Below are 14,337 nucleotides of genomic sequence, written 5' to 3' on the forward strand. Positions count from 1 at the left end.
ATGCGATGTTCGCGCATCGCGATGGGCAGGACCGTCTGAAACTCCTGATGAACGACATGGTCATCGAGGAGCAGCTGTGCCAGATGCGGTGCTCCTACTGCCTCACCGAGGACTTCAACCTTCTCATGGCGGTCCCGGACGCCCGGCTGCGCCTGACCACCGACCGGCGAGCGGACTGGCACGAGATCCTCGACCTCTACCACCAGCAGGTGGACAGCCCCATCATGCGCCTCAGCGGCGGCGAGTTCTTCTGGCTGAAAGGCTCCACCGAGTTCGTCGCGGAGTGCAGCGAGAAGTACGAGGTCGTCCAGGTCATCACCAACGGCGCCTTCCTGACACCGCACCGCCTGGAGGCGCTCGCCGCGCTGGGCAACGTCCAGCTGTGCCTGTCCCTCGACGGCCACACGCTGGAGATGAACGGCCACCGGCTGCCCCCGAAGCAGCACAAGCTCTTCGACGTCATCATGCGCCACCTGGACCACGCGGTGGAACTGGGCATCCCCATCGAGATCCAGTCGGTGATCAGCGACCTCAACGCCGGAGGCCAGGCGGAGTTCGCCGAGTTCCTCCTCGAACGGTACGGGCGCGGCGTGATGCTCTACTTCTTCCCGGTGCGCGGCGAGACCAGGACCACCCACGCACCGCCCCTGGGCGATCATTTCGCGCCGCTCCTCGAACGCTACGACGAACTGTCCGAGGTCCTTCCCCCGCGGGCCTTCGTGGAACACATCGACAACCAGCTGCGCACCGGCGTCCGCACCCTGCGGTGTTACGCGACGGCCACCATGGTGCAGCTCTTCGGACAGGGAGACGTCTCCTGCTGCCCGTACGCCTGGCTCAAACCCATGGGCAACACGAAAGAGAATCCCCAACTCATCCACGAACAGTTCGGAAAACACCAGCACTACGATATGTTCATGCAGCCCCGGCCGCGCTTCCCGTATTGCAAGAGCTGCACCGGACCGATCGACGTGGTCAACCTCTATCTGTTCGGCAACATCTCCGAACAGGAAATAGCGCGCTGCGCCCCGTACGCCGGACCCCGCGCTCTGGAACGGCTACGGGAATTGAAATCGGCGTTCACGCCGATCTTCGAACCGGCCGCCGAGGAACCGTCACCCCGCTGATCCCGTGGGCGACGGAATGCCGGAAGACCAGAGCATACCGAGGCCACGAGGAGACGTAATGATTTCCGCGGACGGGATTTCCGACGACGATTTCGCGGGGGCCGGGCTGGAGCGGCTGCTCACCCTCCCGCAGCACGATCTGCTCACCCTCGCCGGGGACTGGCTCGGTGAACTGGCACCGTGGCGCAACCCCGAGACCCTGGCGGCGATCTCCACCACCCTGGCCGCCGAGTCCGTCCTGTCCTCCCTGTTCGTCTTCGGGGAACAGGTGGCCGAGTCCGACGTCCGCTCCCAGGTCCCCGGCCCCCTGCTCGACCTCCTGCTCCGCGCCCGGGTGCTGTCCGAGGAGTCCGGGAAGACGTCCGCCGACTACTGCCTCGTCCGCGGGGACGGCATGTCCCTGCTGGCCGCCTGGCGGGCGGCGGGACGGGACACGGGCTCGTACGCGCCCTGGGTCGGCACCGACTCCATGACCCTCTCCCGGCTGGTGGCGGCCCGCCGCGGCGCCCGCTCCGCCCTGGACCTGGGATGCGGCACCGGCATCCTCGGACTGTCCGCGGCCCGCAACGGCGCCGAGGTGCTGTCGGTCGACGTCAACCCGGAGTGCACGGCGGCGGCGACCGTCAACGCCCACATCAACGGGCTCGCCGACCGGCTGACCGCCGTCGAGGGGGACATCATGTCCCTGACGCTGGACTCCCGGTTCGACCTGGTCGTCTCCAACCCGCCCTGCCTCCCGCTGCGCCGCGGCGCGCTCGGCTGGCTGGCCGGCGAAGCGGGGCTGGACGGCCTGGAGTTCTTCTGGGAACTCCTGCGCCGGACCCCCGGGCTCCTCACCGGGGAAGGCGAGGCACTCCTCCAGGCCGCGGCCTACGGGGACGAGCACGGGCCGTTCTTCGTCCCCGAACTGGAGGCCGAACTGCGGCGCCTGGGGGTCTTCGGACGGCTGCTGCTGCGGCCCTCCACACCCCCGCGCTGGCCGGCCTTCGCACCCCGCGACGAACAACAGCAGCTCACCGGCCCGCTCGGCGACGAGGTCCGGGAGTACGTCACCCGCATCGGCGCCACCCACTACTACGGCTTCGTCCTGTCGGTGCGACGCGACGGCGAGGGCCTGGCGGTGGGCCGCTTCCAGTGACCCGGCACCGGGGGCGGAGCCGGCCCACGGCTCCACCCCCGGGTCACCCGGTGACCGGCGCAGCACCGTCCGCCCCGAACCAGCGCGGCCCGAGCTCGGCGCGCTCCAGGGCCGCGACCGCGTCGGCCGCCTCAAGCAGCGTCAGGCGCGTGGTGTCGACCAGCCGCACACCGGGCACGTCGGGCACCTCCGCGTCGAGGTGACGCTCCGCCAGCCGCCCTTCCACGAACAGCCGGCCGCCCGCGTCGTTCTCGATCCGGGTGGCCAGCGCCCGCGCGTCCGCCCGCAGGCCGTAGTAGACTGCCTGGGCACCGAGTTCCTCGAACACCTTCTGGAACCGCTCGTAGGCGCGGCCCGCGAGGACCACCCCGGTGACGATCACGACGCGGGCCCCCCACTCCCGGTAGACGGGCAGGGCCGCGCGCACGGTCGAGGCCATCAGGTCGTACACCTCCTCGCCGCCGTTCCACGGATGGACGATGGGATCGCAGTCCATCGCGGCGGCCGGGACGCCGTACCGCGTCACCAGCTGGTGGCCCAGGCGGGTCTTGCCCACGCCCGGGGCACCGGTGATCACCACGGCGCGCATCACTCGCCCCCCTCGCGGACCGTGCCGACCAGGCGGAAGCCCAGGTGGGGGATCTTCAGGAGCTTCGCACCGGAGTCGATGTCCAGGAACTTCTGTTTGAGGACCGAGGTCACCTTGTTCACGTCCTCCCCGCCCGTGGCCTCGGTGAGCTCCTCGCGGGAGACGATCTGGCCCGGCCGCCCGGACAGCAGGCGCAGCAGCCCGGCCTCGGCGTCCGTCACGGGCAGCGACTTCGCGGCGGAGTTCAGCGAGCCGTTCGCGAGCGTGAGCACCTGGGTGTTCTCGGACGGTGTGACCGTCTTGAGGTAGCTGAGGGTCTCCACGAGCCGGGACCGCCGCAGCGGGCTGGCCAGCGTGAAGCCGTAGCCGGCGGTCACCGCCGCCAGGACCCCGGTGGCGGAGACGCCGTCCAGCACGGCGACGGGGTACCCGCCCCGGCGTTTGAGGTCCGCCACGGACAGGTCGTCCGGCCGGGCGGCGGCGACCCGGTGGAAGGAGACCAGCAGCGCGCCGGGCGGTGGGGCGTGGCCCGTCGCGGGGTCCGTGACATGCAGGGTGAGACCCACCTCGGCACATGCCTCCGCGAGCACCTCCAGGTCCGCCGGTATCAGGGACTGAGCCAGTGCGTACATGGGAAACCCTTCACAGAGCGGTCGCTTGTCGGAGGTCAGGGGCGCATCAGCCAGATCCGCTCGGCGGCCGGGAACCCGGAGCCCTCCGCCAGGCGCACGCCGTGCCGGTGGACGCGCCGGACGATGCCCTTGCGCACCTGGATGCGGTAGGCGCCCAGCGCCTCGCACTTGGTGAGCGCCGCCTCGTCGTCCATGGGCAGCAGCTTCGGGCGCAGTCCGCCGAGTCCCCGCTCGGCCAGGCGCGCGCCGAGGTTCTTCGCGGTCTCCTCCGCGCGGGAGAACAGGGAGTAGGGCTGGTCCTCGTAGAAGGCGACCCGGTCCGCGGCGAGCCGGCCGGTGCGGGCCAGTTCCAGCACCGCCTCCCGGCAGGCGACATGGTCGACGTGGCCGCCGACGCCGAGCGGCGCGTAGAGCGGGCCGGCGCCGGCCAGCAGGGCGGCGAGCCGTTCGAGGAGGGCGTCGAAGAGCTGGGGTTCCTCCCGCGCGAACCCGTCGGACCAGGGCGGGTCGGTGAAGAACGCGTCCCGTCTGAGGTCGCGGTCGGCGGCGTCGACGAACCCCAGCAGCTCCACGCGGGCACGCAGCACACGGGCGGCGACATTCTCCTCGTCCAGCAGCAGGCGCCGGGTCAACGCCGGGCGTTCGGCGTAGTACGGGTCCTTGGTCCAGGTCTCGACGCTGAAGACGTCGAGGAACCGGGCGCCCTCGCGGGCCACCGTCCCGCCGAGGGCCAGCGCGGCGTCGTCCGGATGCGGGGACACGATCACCGCGGGCTCGGTGGGCTGAGGGCCGGGCATGGGCGGGGGCGCCATGAGCAGCAGGCCGTGCCGGCGCCACAGAGCGATGGTCTCGCGGTCCGCCGGGGAGAAGCCGTCGAGGGGCCGGCTGCCGTCGCAGCGGGACAGCAGGGCGGCGTCACGGTCCGACACAGGGCCGCACCCCTCGACCTGACGCCCCAGGAAACGGAGCTGCCCGTCCGCTGTTTCCACATGCGGCAGGGCCGTCGGGGACCACGTGTCAGGAATCTCCGTCATGTGACTCCGATAACTCCGGCTACTCCGTACGGCCGGAGCATACAGATCGTCTTCCCGCGCGCCCAGAGCCTGATCCGAAGCGGCAGAAAATGGGGTAACAGGTGGCTGAAAATACCGTTCTAAGATGATCATATTCGCCTTCGGTAACCATCGGGACGATAGATTTCAGGTCATTCATTTCGCTGCATAGATCATTTTCGGAACCTCTCCCCGGGCCCCGGTGGTGGCCGGGTCCGTTCCTGTGCGGGCACGGTGAATCTCCCATGTCAGCACCCCTGTCCCCGGAGGTTCGGCGAGCGGCGTGATCCGGCCCGGACGGTGACCTTCATCGGGCCGTCGGCATGGCCGAACACGTGTGAGTGACAGGGAATTGGCCATGCCGACGGGCCGGTTCCGGACGCCCCATTGCGCCGGGGATCTTCTGCTGTAGCCTCAAAGTGCGATTTGGCCTGTCGGGCGATTAGGGGACGAGGCAAGGGAATGGAGACTCGCGTACTGCTTGTTCAGCAAGGAGTCTGGGGGAATTCCGCCGCCTCCATGCCCCTGGCGATCGGCTACCTCAAGGCGTACGCCGAAGCGGACGACCGCATTCGGCGCCGTATGGACATCTCCATCAGGAACTATCCGGGCGACGCCGGACTGAACGCGATGGCCCGGGACCTGATCCGGGACGGCTGTCCCGACATCCTCTGCTTCTCCGTCCTGGGCTGGAACTTCCGCGCCTTCGGGACCCTCGCGGAGACCTTCAAGCAGATGAACCCGCAGGGCTGGGTCGTCTTCGGCGGCAACCACGTCGCCTACCAGGCCGAACGCGTCCTGCGCATGTACCCCCAGGTCGACGTGGTGGTCAACGGCGAGGGCGAGCTGATCTTCCGGGACCTGATGAACGCCCACCTCGACGGCGCCCGGCGCGACGAACTCCACGAGGTCGGCGGCATCTCCTTCCGCGAGGCCGACGGCAACCTGGTCACCACCCCCGAACGCGAGCGCATCCAGGACCTGGAGATCCTGCCGTCCCCCATTCTGACCGGAGCGATTCCGCTGGCCGGCGACAAGGGCGGTTTCCGCTACGACTACGCGCTGATGGAAACCAACCGCGGCTGCCCGTACAAGTGCTCCTTCTGCTATTGGGGCGGCGCCACCGGGCAGAAGATCAGGGCGTTCTCCCGGGAGCGGCTGCGCGAGGAACTCGAACTCCTGGGACGGCACGGCGCGGAAATCCTGATGCTCGCAGACTCCAATTTCGGGCTCCTGCGCCAGGACGAGGAATTCCTGGACGACATGCTCCGGGTACGCCGAAAGTACGGGTTCCCGAAGCGGCTGGAAACCTCCTGGGCGAAGAACAAGTCTCCCGGCTTCTACCGCATCATGGAGAAGATGAAAGATTCAGGGATGCACAGCGCGTTCATCCTCGCCCTCCAGACGATGGACGATTCCGTGCTGGACCTCATGCGCCGGCGGAACATGAAGCTGAACGACTGGGAAAGCCTCGTCGCCTGGCTCACCGACCACGGCATCACCCCCTATCTGGAGTTGATCTGGGGGGCGCCGGGCGAAACGGTCGCCTCGTTCCTGGACGGTTATGACCGGGCGGCACAGCACACACCGTTCATCGCGGTCCACCCCCTGATGCTGCTGCCGAACACCGAGTACCACGACAAGCGCGAGGTCCACGGACTGGTGACCGTGCGCGGCGAGCAGGACGACTTCGACTACGTGCTCTCCCACCGGACGATGACACTCGCCGACAACGAGCGCATGCTCCGCTTCATCTGCTGGAACCGGGTCCTGGCCCGGAGCCTGTTCCTGCACAACATCTGGGTCGCCCTGCGCTCCCTCGCCGACGTCCCCCAGTCACAGGTGCTGCTCAGCTTCTCCGACTGGATCGACAAGAGCGAGGACCCCGAGGCCAGGGAACTGCACGCGGTGGCCAGGCCCGCGAGCTCCGCCAGCGAACTCGTCGACCCCAACGTCTGGCGGCTGCTCACCAAGCGGCTGCTGCGCCAGTGGTGGGAGGAGGCCATGCGCCCCGCGCTGCCCGATCACCTGCTGCCGGTCCTCGACGAGGTGTTCCGCTACGACCTGCTGTGCCAGCCGGTCCGCATGCTGCCCGACGGGTCGGGTCCCGAGGAGGACCTCTCGGTCGTCACCCGGCACGGCGAGAACTGGTACCTGCGCAGCGACACGGAGTTCACCCACCCCGTGCCCCGGCTGATCGCCGCCCTGCGGCGCGGCGAGACGGTGAGCACGGAGCCCGAACGCCACACCGAGGACTTCTACTACCGGACCGAGTTCGGCGGTGACCTCCAGCACTACTTCCGCATGGACCGCTTCCGCGCGCTGACCGAGCAGCAGCTCGACCAGCAGTTCACCAAGGTTTGACCGAGATCCTTCATCACGGGAGACGAGAGACGATGGACCGCGCCGGGCTGATACGGGACCTCCACGAGATAGCGGCGGGCATGACCAAGGGCGAGCACCGGCCGGCACCCCAGGAGGGTGACGCCAGCCTCGTGGACCAGTACGGGTTCAGCTCCCTCGACGCCCTGGAGTACCTGCTCATCCTTGAGGAGAAGTTCGACGTCGTCTTCGAGGACGAGGACCTGACGGAGGAGACGCTCTTCTCCATCGAGGGCCTCGCCACCTACATCCTCCAGCAGAAGGTCGGCGAGAGCCGCACCTTGACGTGACCGCCATGACACCGGCAGCCGCGCGTCCGGGCGGAACGCCCGGGCAGGTGGCGGTCAGCGTGGTCGTCCCGACCCGCGACCGGACCACCCGACTCCTGCTCACCCTGACGGCCCTGGGCCACCAGACCCTGGACCGTGAGCGGTTCGAAGTCGTCCTGGTCGACGACGCACCGGAGCGCGGCGCGGTGCAAGAAGTGCTGTCCGCCCTTCCCGCGGACCTGCCGCTGCGGCAGGCCGTCACGGGCGGACGCGGGGTGGCCTGCGCGCGCAACACCGGGGCCCGGCTGGCCCGCGGGGACCTCCTGCTCTTCCTCGACGACGACACCCTGGCCGCGCCGGAGCTCCTGGAGGCGCATCTCGCCGCCCACCGGGGGGCCGGTGCCACCGTGGTGCACGGCGCCGTCACCGACCTGTCCGCGTTCGCGCTGACCCCCGAACCCCGGCCCCTGCACACGGCCCTCACCGGCGCCCGCGGCCGCACGATCGAGCCCGCCACCGTCGCCCGCCTCGACACGGCCGTCGCCCTGTTCGGGCTGCGCCGCTCGTTCATCGAGCGGACCGCCCGGCAGGTGACCCGCTCGCCCGAGTACGCCCCGCTGCGCTGGCTGAGCTGCATCGGCACCAGCACCAGCGTCCGGCGCACGGCGTTCGACGAGGCCGGCGGCTTCGACGAGCACTACGGACAGCTGTGGGGCGGCGAGGACCTCGAACTGGGACTGCGGCTCGCCGCCGCGGGCGCCTCCTTCGACCTGATCGACACGACCGCCTACCACCTGCCGACGGCCCGCCGGGACACCGGCGACCTCCTGCCGAGGTTCTGGCGGCAGGTCGCCGACCGGCACGGGGACCCGCGCCTCGCGGACGTCGGCCCCTTCCTCGCCGGCCGGCTCCCCCTCGATGAACTGGCCGCCCGGCTCGGCCCCGCGGACCCCGCCCTGGCCCCCGGAACGGCGGCGTCATGACGCGCCCGAAGGCAGGCACGGTCACCGTGGGCGGTACGGCGCCACGGTCGCTGGAGGGCCTGCGCGCCCGGCGGGACCTGTCCGTCCTCCCTGCCCGGGAGTCCCTGTCCACCGCCTTCACCGAGGTGCTGTCGGCGGCGCTGGAGCACCTGCGCGGCGATGTACCCGTCATCATGGCCGCCACGGACTACTGCGTGTCGGCGACCTCCCAGTACGTCGGCCGGTGCGTGGAGGCCGAGGCGGGGGGCCGCAGACTGCGCCCCTCCGAGGCCATGACCCCCGAGCCGGCGCAACTGCTCCAGGAACTGGCGCAGGCCGGCGGCTGGAACGGCGCGGGCCATGTGCTGATCAGCCCGCGCGCGGCCACCCTCCAGGCGGTGCGCTGGGCGTGGGGCGCCGTGGCGGCGGGGCTGCACGAGGCGATGGTCGTGTGCGAGGTCGCGCAGGCCCCGCACGAGGACGGCTACCGGGTCACGGCCGTCCCGGTGACCGCCGACGGCGCCCGCGCCCCCCGGCCCGCCGGACCCGGAGTACCGTCCGTCGTCGTCTCCGGCACCGGCCTGGTCACCGCCTTCGGCGACGGGGGGACCGCGTTCTGGCAGGGCCTGCTGGACGGCCGGCGGGAACTGTCCGAACTGACCCGGTTCGACGCCTCCCGCTTCCGCAGCCGCACGGTGTGCCAGACACCGACGCAAGCGCCACCCGGAAGCCCGACCCGCCGCGCGCTGCTGCACCGGGCACGCGCGGAGGCACTGCGGGAAGCCGGACTCGACGAATTACCGGGCCGCACCCTGCTGGTGTCGGCGGGAGTGGTCCCGCACCTCCCGCAGGCCGCCGACGCCCCCCGGATCGACGAGATCGCCGTGGAACCCGACTGGGACGCCGACGGCTCGGGCGTCGCCCCACCGGACGCGGTACTGATGGCCCACGCCTGCGCCTCGGGCGCCTTCGGCCTGGCCATGGCCCGCGAATGGCTGCTCTGCGGCCTGGCGGACACGGCCCTCGTCACCGGCGTGTCCTCCCTCAACGCCTACGACTACGCCTGCCTCGACGTGCTGCGCGCGACCAGCACGACCGCCGCCCGCCCGTTCGACGAGAACCGCTCCGGCGTCACCGTCGGCGAGGGCGCCGGGGTGATCGTCCTGGAGACCGCCGAGCGCGCCACGGCCCGGGGACACCCGCCCCTGGCGACGCTCAGCGGCATCTCCTGCCGGGTGGCAGGCCAGGGCATCAGCCGGCTCAACGCGCACATCGGCGCCGCGTGCATACGCGACGCGCTCGCCATGGCCGGCCTCACCACCGTCGACTACGTCCACGCCCACGCCCCCGGCACCCGGCAGGGCGACGAAGCCGAACTGCTGGCGCTGGACCAGATCGGCGCCGAGCACGACTGGCGGGGCGTCCCGGTCAGCTCGTACAAAGGGGCGGCCGGCCATCTGCTGCACGCCTCGGTGTTCCCCGGTGTCGTGGCGGCGGTCCGGGCCCTGCGCCATCAGGTGCTTCCGGGAACCCCCGGGCTGCGCAAGCCCCTCGACGCGCGGCATGTGCGGGTGCTGCGCGATCCGGAGCCCTGCGACGGGATTCGTTCCGTACTGGTGAACAACTTCGGGTTCGGCGGCAACAACGCCGCGTTCCTCCTGACAGGGGGCGCGGCCGGGCGCAGGGAGTGGAGTACGGATGGCTGACGCGGTGCTGATGACACCACGGGAGATCCTCACCGGATTCTCCAGTGTCAACAACCAGAACGTCCTGATCAACGACGAGGAGTACCTCCGCCTGGACCCGGCGATGCGCCTCTTCTACGAGAAGGTCCGGGAGAACCTGGGCGTGGCCTGCATCGCGGGCCACCTGAGGGGGTGCGGCTACTCGGTACGGGCGCTGAACCTGCACGGACGCAACCCCAGCGACGAGGTCATCACCGACCTGATCCGGCGTGAACGGCCGAAGTTCGTCGGGATCAGCATCATGTACGACCTGCACATCGTCGACGCCGTACGGCTGCTGCGCTGCGTCCGCGAGGCCGACCCCTCGGTGTTCGTCGCGATCGGCGGGGCGTTCTGCACGTACAACGCCAAACTCATCGCCGAACGCATCCCCGAAGCCGACTGCGTGGCCTTCGGGGAGGGCGAGCTGACGGTCGAAGGTTTGATGGAGTGTCTGGCGGCGGGGCGTGACTGGCACGGTGTGCCGGGGCTGTGGTTCTGGCAGGAGGGCCGGGTGCGCAGCAGTGGCCCGCCCAAGCTCCCCGATCTCACCCGGGAGCCCTGGCCGGCCCGGGACCTGCTCGTGCACCACCGCAAGAACGGCATCCCGACCCCCGTGGCGTCGACCTACACCAGCCGGGGCTGCCACGCCAAGTGCACCTTCTGCTACGTGCCCCGGGCGCCGGGCGTCACGACCGGGAACGCCTGGCGGGTCCGTTCGCCGGTCGACGTCGTGGACGAGATCGAGTTCCTGCAACGGGAGTTCGGCACCCGGTTCCTGTGGTTCAACGACGACAACTTCGGCGGCGCCTTCCAGGACGGCTACCACCACGCCGTCGGCTTCGCCGAGGAGATCATCCGCCGGGGCCTGGACATCTCCTTCCACTCCGAGTTCCGCGTCGACACCGGCCTCATCGACCGGGAAGCACTGAACACCCTGCGCCGGGCCGGCATGGCCTCCGCGCTGCTCGGCATGGAGACCGGGGCCCCGACGATGGCGAAACGGTTCCGCAAGGGAACCATGGTGGAGTACAACTTCGACGCGGCCCGCCTGTTCAAGAAGGAGGGCATCGAACTCGAACCCGGCTGGATCATGGTCGAGCCGGGCACGACCCTCGACGAACTCTGGGAGAACCTCAAGTTCATCGTGGCCGCCGACATCGCCGTCAGCGAGAACCCGTTCTCCTTCATCAGCCGCGCCATCGCCCTGCGTGGCACCGAGATGTACGACAAGATCGCCGACCCGACCCCGCCGGAACTCCCGGGCGTCGAGGGGCCCGCCAGGGACGTCCTGCTGGAGGCCCGCCGGGAGTACCGCATCCCCGATCCGCGGGTCGAGGACGTGTGGGCGGCCTGGAGCACGGTGAGCGCGGAGGTCGCCGACCGCAAGGAGGAACTGCCCTTCGTCGCCCAGAACATCGTCGACGCCACCAGGGCGCGCAGGGCCCGCGGGGAACAGGGACTGCGCCCGCTCCTGAGCCGGCTGCGCGGCTGGGCCGACGGCCTGCCCGACCTGCTGGTGGCCTTCCTCAACGTCGGGCTGCTCCTCGCGGACGAGAACCCGCCGCGGCTCGCCGAACGGCTCGAAGCCGAGCTGCGCACCCTGGTCGACGCCTACGACCGCAGGGTCCTGGGCGAGCCCTACCAGGTGTTCGTCGAAGAGACCAAGAGGCTGTGCGGAGAGCAGGCCATGGCCGGCTGACCCGGCCGGTGCCGGGACGCGCACGTGAAGACGAGAGAGGAGACCGGTCATGGCGGATGTGGTCCTGCTGACGCCTCGGGAGATCCCCACCGGCGCCGCGAGCCTGAACAACCAGAACGTCCTGATCAACGACGAGGAGTACCTGTCCCTCGACCCGGCGATGCGCCTGTTCTACAAGCGGGTCCGGGAGAACCTGGGGGTGGCCTGCATCGCCGGTCACCTGAGGGGGTGCGGTTACTCGGTACGGGCGCTGAACCTGCACGGGCGCAACCCCAGCGACGAGGTCATCATCGACCTGATCCGGCGTGAGCGGCCGAAGTTCGTCGGGATCAGCATCATGTACGACCTGCACATCGTCGACGCGGTGCGGTTGCTGCGCTGTGTCCGCGAGGCCGATCCGTCGGTGTTCGTGGCGATCGGCGGGGCGTTCTGCACGTACAACGCGAAGCTGATCGCGGAGCGGATCCCGGAGGCGGACTGTGTGGCCTTCGGGGAGGGCGAGCTGACGGTCGAAGGTTTGATGGAGTGTCTGGCGGCGGGGCGTGACTGGCACGGTGTGCCGGGGCTGTGGTTCTGGCAGGAGGGCCGGGTGCGCAGCAGTGGTCCGCCGAAGCTCCCCGACCTCGCCCGCGAGCCCTGGCCGGCCCGGGACCTGCTCATCCACCACCGCAAGAACGGCATCCCCACACCGCGCGCCTCCACCTACACCAGCCGGGGCTGCCACGCCAAGTGCACCTTCTGCTACGCGCCGAGGCAGCCTGGAGTCGTGGACGGGCCCTGGCGGGTACGGCCCGTGGGGGACGCGGTCGACGAGATCGAGTACCTGCAACGGGAGTTCGGCACCCGGTTCCTGTGGTTCAACGACGACAACTTCGGCGGCGCCTTCCAGGCCGGCTACCACCACGCCGTCGGCTTCGCCGAGGAGATCCTGCGCCGCGGCCTGAAACTCACCTTCCACTGCGAGTTCCGCGTCGACACCGGCCTCATCGACCGCGAGGCCCTGCGCACCCTGCGCCGGGCCGGCATGGACCTGGCACTCCTCGGCATGGAGAGCGGCTCGCCCGGAATGATGAAGCGGTTCCGCAAGGGGACCACCGCCGAGTACAACTTCGACGCCGCCCGCCTCTTCAAACAGGAGGGCATCGAACTCGAACCCGGCTGGATCATGATCGAACCGGGCACGACCCTCGACGAGCTCTGGGAGAACCTCAAGTTCATCGTGGCCGCCCGGGTGCACGAGAGCGAGAACCCGTTCTTCCTGATCAACCGGGCCATCGCCCTGCGCGGAACCGAGATCTACGACAAGGCCACCCGGTACGAGGAGCCCGACATCCCCGGCGTCGAAGGCGCCGCCTGGGAAGTGCTGCGGCACGCCCGCCGCGACTACCGCGTCGAGGACGAGCGGGTCGAACACCTGTGGACCGCCTGGAGCCGGGTCTCCTCCGAGATCAACGACCGCAAGGAGAACGAGGTCCCGTTCCTCGCGCAGAGCATCGCGGACGCCGTCCGGGCCCGCCGCGGCACCGGCGCCGCGTCCCTGCGCCCCCTGCTGGGCCGGCTGCGCAGCTGGGACCAGGGGCTCGCCGGGCTGCTGGTCGCCTTCCTCAACGCGGGGCTGCTCCTCGCGGACGAGAACCCGCCCGGACTCGCCGACCGGCTGGAGGCCGAACTGCGCGCCATGATCACCGCGTACGACCGCGAACACCTCGGCCACACCTTCCCGGACTTCGTCGTCGAGACGGCGAAGGCGTGCGGCGAGCACGCCCTCGCCCAGGTGAGGGGCTGAGGCGATGACCCCTCAGCGCATCCGCTACGCGGCCACCGGCTGCGGCAGGGTCTTCCAGCGCTACCACCTGCCCTGCGCCGACGAGCGGGACGCCATGGAACTGGTGGGCCTGGTCGACACCGACGTCGAACGGGCCCGCTCACTGACGGCGGACCGCCCGCAGGTATGGACCGGCACCTCCGTCGAGCGCCTCATCCACGAGACACGACCGGACCTGATCAGCGTCTGCACACCCAACGACGCCCACGCCGAGCCGGTCCTCGCCGCGCTGGACGCCGGCATCGCGGTGCTGTGCGAGAAGCCCCTCGCCGCCACGGTGGACGAGGCACGCCGGATGGCGGCCCATCCGGCGGCCGGGAAGCTGCTGGGCGTGAACATGCCCTTCCGCTTCCATCCGCTGCTGACGGCGTTCGCCGACGCGGCCCGGCCCGGCGCCCAGCGCGTCGACTTCTCCTTCGCCACCCCCGGCAACCGGGTGTGGCGGGCCTTCACCCCCTGGTACGGCGACGCGCGACGGGCCGGCGGCGGCGCGCTCCTGGACCTCGGGCCGCACGCCCTCGACCTCCTCATGACGGTGTTCGGAGCGCCGGACGTGGAGGCGTGCGAAGTCGACCGGCCCGGCGTGGAGGAACGGGTCCGGCTCGACCTGTCGTTCCAGGGCCTGCCGGCGACCCTGCGCATCGACCGGGCCGCGCGCCGACTGGAGACCTCGGTCACCGTCACCACCGCGGACGGCGACCACGTCCTGGACCTGCGCCGAGGTGAACTGCGCCGGGCGGACGGCACGGTCGAAACGGCCGGCGGACGGCCCGAACTCGCCGCGATCTCGGCCTGTTTCGACCTGGCGACGGGCGCCCCCACCCCGCACCCGAGGGTGACCGCCCAGGACGCCCTGGACGTCCAGCTCGTCGTGGAGGCCGCCTACCGGAGCGCCGAGACCGTGACGGAGCCCCTGCCGCAGGGCGGGTGACGGA

General features: G+C 70.5%; 12 protein-coding genes. 9 read left to right on the plus strand and 3 right to left on the minus strand.

Going from position 1 to position 14,337, the window contains the following annotated elements; translation table 11 throughout:
• Positions 1-5: 5 nt before the first annotated feature.
• A complete protein-coding gene (locus tag ACLZOT_RS38195; RefSeq protein ID WP_416973748.1) occupies positions 6-1,127 on the plus strand; it encodes a radical SAM protein in 1,122 nt (373 codons plus the stop codon).
• A 58-nt stretch (positions 1,128-1,185) separates the two neighbouring features.
• Entirely contained in the window at positions 1,186-2,265 is a 1,080-nt protein-coding gene (locus ACLZOT_RS38200; protein ID WP_416973749.1) for a methyltransferase, read from the plus strand.
• Positions 2,266-2,308: 43 nt separating this feature from the next.
• Here ACLZOT_RS38200 and ACLZOT_RS38205 read toward each other — a convergent pair whose 3' ends face one another.
• Genes ACLZOT_RS38205 through ACLZOT_RS38215 form a run of 3 tightly spaced genes read right to left on the minus strand, consistent with a single transcriptional unit; the run spans position 2,309 to position 4,520 of the window.
• Positions 2,309-2,854 (minus strand): hypothetical protein, encoded by a 546-nt coding sequence (locus ACLZOT_RS38205; RefSeq protein WP_416973750.1) that lies wholly within the window; start codon positions 2,852-2,854, stop codon positions 2,309-2,311.
• Complete coding sequence (locus ACLZOT_RS38210; RefSeq protein ID WP_416973751.1) at positions 2,854-3,486, minus strand: hypothetical protein; 633 nt, start codon at positions 3,484-3,486, stop codon at positions 2,854-2,856. Before ACLZOT_RS38210 ends, ACLZOT_RS38205 begins: the two co-directional genes overlap by 1 nt.
• 35 nt (positions 3,487-3,521) lie before the next feature.
• Entirely contained in the window at positions 3,522-4,520 is a 999-nt protein-coding gene (locus ACLZOT_RS38215) for a PIG-L deacetylase family protein (RefSeq protein ID WP_416973752.1), read from the minus strand.
• A gap of 480 nt (positions 4,521-5,000) precedes the next feature.
• Between ACLZOT_RS38215 and ACLZOT_RS38220 the strand changes: the two genes are divergently transcribed.
• The 7 genes from ACLZOT_RS38220 to ACLZOT_RS38250 are packed head-to-tail and all read left to right on the plus strand — an operon-like array spanning position 5,001 to position 14,333.
• Positions 5,001-6,902 (plus strand): KedN5 family methylcobalamin-dependent radical SAM C-methyltransferase, encoded by a 1,902-nt coding sequence (locus ACLZOT_RS38220; RefSeq protein ID WP_416973753.1) that lies wholly within the window; start codon positions 5,001-5,003, stop codon positions 6,900-6,902.
• Between the two features lie 32 nt (positions 6,903-6,934).
• Entirely contained in the window at positions 6,935-7,210 is a 276-nt protein-coding gene (locus ACLZOT_RS38225) for an acyl carrier protein (protein WP_055724057.1), read from the plus strand.
• A gap of 5 nt (positions 7,211-7,215) precedes the next feature.
• A complete protein-coding gene (locus ACLZOT_RS38230; RefSeq protein ID WP_416973754.1) occupies positions 7,216-8,172 on the plus strand; it encodes a glycosyltransferase in 957 nt (318 codons plus the stop codon).
• Complete coding sequence (locus ACLZOT_RS38235) at positions 8,169-9,857, plus strand: beta-ketoacyl synthase N-terminal-like domain-containing protein (RefSeq protein WP_416973755.1); 1,689 nt, start codon at positions 8,169-8,171, stop codon at positions 9,855-9,857. The genes ACLZOT_RS38230 and ACLZOT_RS38235 overlap by 4 nt, the downstream gene beginning before the upstream one ends.
• Entirely contained in the window at positions 9,850-11,577 is a 1,728-nt protein-coding gene (locus ACLZOT_RS38240) for a B12-binding domain-containing radical SAM protein (RefSeq protein ID WP_416973756.1), read from the plus strand. The genes ACLZOT_RS38235 and ACLZOT_RS38240 overlap by 8 nt, the downstream gene beginning before the upstream one ends.
• A gap of 49 nt (positions 11,578-11,626) precedes the next feature.
• Positions 11,627-13,363, plus strand: a complete 1,737-nt coding sequence (locus ACLZOT_RS38245) for a B12-binding domain-containing radical SAM protein (RefSeq protein ID WP_416973757.1) — start codon at positions 11,627-11,629, stop codon at positions 13,361-13,363.
• Between the two features lie 4 nt (positions 13,364-13,367).
• Positions 13,368-14,333, plus strand: coding sequence for a Gfo/Idh/MocA family protein (locus ACLZOT_RS38250; RefSeq protein ID WP_416973758.1), 966 nt, complete (start codon positions 13,368-13,370; stop codon positions 14,331-14,333).
• The last annotated feature ends 4 nt before the right edge of the window (positions 14,334-14,337 follow it).

The sequence above is a fragment of the Streptomyces sp. 4F14 genome, from assembly GCF_048159485.1.
Classification (GTDB): Bacteria; Actinomycetota; Actinomycetes; order Streptomycetales; family Streptomycetaceae; genus Streptomyces.